Annotated in this window: 2 protein-coding genes; both read right to left on the bottom strand. The window is 42.5% G+C overall.

What is annotated here, in order from left to right:
• Positions 1 to 218: 218 nt before the first annotated feature.
• On the bottom strand, positions 219 to 422 hold the full coding sequence (locus INF61_RS22680; protein ID WP_016190490.1) for an AlpA family transcriptional regulator: 204 nt from the start codon (positions 420 to 422) through the stop codon (positions 219 to 221).
• A 336-nt stretch (positions 423 to 758) separates the two neighbouring features.
• Positions 759 to 1,727, bottom strand: a complete 969-nt coding sequence (locus tag INF61_RS22675; protein WP_193548150.1) for an IS110 family transposase — start codon at positions 1,725 to 1,727, stop codon at positions 759 to 761.
• Positions 1,728 to 2,072: the final 345 nt, after the last annotated feature.

The raw sequence follows: 2,072 nt of genomic DNA, 5'->3' as shown, positions 1-2,072 counted from the left end.
GTATCCATACCCGATATTAAGAAAACCATCTTCAAGCCTTATAGCAAAAGCTCTGCTAGAAAAAAGGTAAAGAATTACGTCAAATATATTCTTTTTCTCAGATGCAAACTTTACAAAGCCTCGTTGTTTCAAAACCAATACGTAAACTCACAACATCTGTAAATTTCTTTTTCTTAATGCATTATTAAAAGTTAAAAATCGATGAAGCAGCATTTTTGTTAAGCGACATGCTTTCTTGAATTTTCGATAATTAATTGAATCCATTCATCGATTTCGCTTTCGACAAAAGCGGTAGCACGAACACCGATCTTTACTGGCTGTGGAAACCTATTTTGGCTGATAAGACGATAGATCCACGCTTTACCAAATCCAGTTTTCTTCATGACTTCTGGTAAACGGATGAGACGAGCTTGATTTTCCATATGTATGTCCTCTGTTGTTTCTACAGGGATACAGTACAAATGAATTTCGAATGGATGAAGCGAGATTACGAACACCAGAGCCATCCCTGGTTCGAAACTATGAGCCTCTGGAGATTCATATCACTCAGAATCTGAGAGTTTCATAACATCCGAAACCCTCACATCAATAGGCTACAGGTAGAAAACAGTTCTTTCATTCACCTAAATTTTCACAAGATCGAAAACCTTTACTCACTAGATTTGAGCTTAGAGAAGATAACTATCTGTTCAATTGCGTATTAAGACAGCCTCTAATTATGTTTTTTCTTCAATAAGCAACTGTCTTGATCGTTAAATTTATGGGGTAACCTGATGATACGACTCATTCCATCCTTCGTTCTTTCTGAGCATTGCATTAAGAATGGTCAACAGCTTACGCATACAGGCAACCAGCGCCACCTTTTTGGCCTTTCCGGCAGCAAGCAGGCGAATATAAAACGTTTTTATTACAGAGTTATGCCGCGTTGCCACAAGCGCAGACATGTACAGCGCGGTTCTTACCCCACCCCTGCCGCCAAAGATGGTTCGTCGACCACGCATAGTACCCGAGTCGCGGTTTACGGGCGCAACGCCCACAAGTGCGCTGATTTGACGGCGAGAAAGATTACCCAGCTCCGGAACCTCTGCCAGCAATGCAGCGACAGTCATGGTGCCAACGCCTTTTATGCTTCCCAGTTGTTCAGCAAGCTCCTGAAAGTGGTTCTGGATGTGCCTGTTCATATCTTTATCGATTCTGGCAAGCTCATCTTCCAGCACTTTAATAATTATATTAATGCTTTTTCTGCTCTGTGGATGAGCAAGGTGCAGTCGATTACGTTCAGCTACCATCATTGCGATCAACTGGCGTCTGCGTACAACCATCGATGTAAGGACCTGACGTTCAGCATCTGGCAGAGCCCGAATAAAACGTTCTCGTTCCGGATGACGATTAATGACTTCGGCCATTTGTGCGAGCATCCTGGCATCGATACGATCCGTCTTTGCCAGATATCCCATTGCTCGGGCAAAGTCACGGGCTTGCCTGGGATTAATGATCGCAACATCAAAACCTTCAGCCTGAAGCTGGCAAGCCACGGCGGCTTCAAGTCCACCAGTAGCCTCCATCAAAACCAGCGCTACAGAGTACTTTCTCAACTCAGCAATGATGGCATCAAAACCATCAGAGTCGTTGCCTGCGGTGAACTGTGGAAATTCACCGCAGGCAGCGATGTCCAGCGTCGCTTTAGAAACATCAATTCCCACACAGAGTGGATTTGGCTGACTCATTATTACCCCTCCTTGCAAATACGATATGGAGTACGGACAACTGTTCGGGCTTCGGATGAGCGGCTCAGTGTATGCGCCAGTCGCTTATTGACGGGCTGTGAACCCCAGGAGATATCGGGCTACATACACCTTGCCAAATCTAATCGTAGTTATTTTAACCAGTTTTCAAGATACAAGGAGTTAGATTGAAAAATCTATTTTTATAATAAAAACCTTCTAAATTCTATTGCATAATAGTTTTGACATGTTATTTTATTATAACAATAATTATTAAGGACCCAAAAATGATTGATATAAAAGGGAACATAGACCACGTTAGAGTGTATTATTATAGTAATGAACATC

Origin of the sequence: Enterobacter cloacae complex sp. P18RS (assembly GCF_014982105.1) — a bacterium.
Lineage (GTDB): Bacteria > Pseudomonadota > Gammaproteobacteria > Enterobacterales > Enterobacteriaceae > Enterobacter > Enterobacter hormaechei_C.
The sequence above is the reverse complement of the archived record's forward strand: the minus strand, read 5'-3'. Positions and strand labels throughout refer to the sequence as shown.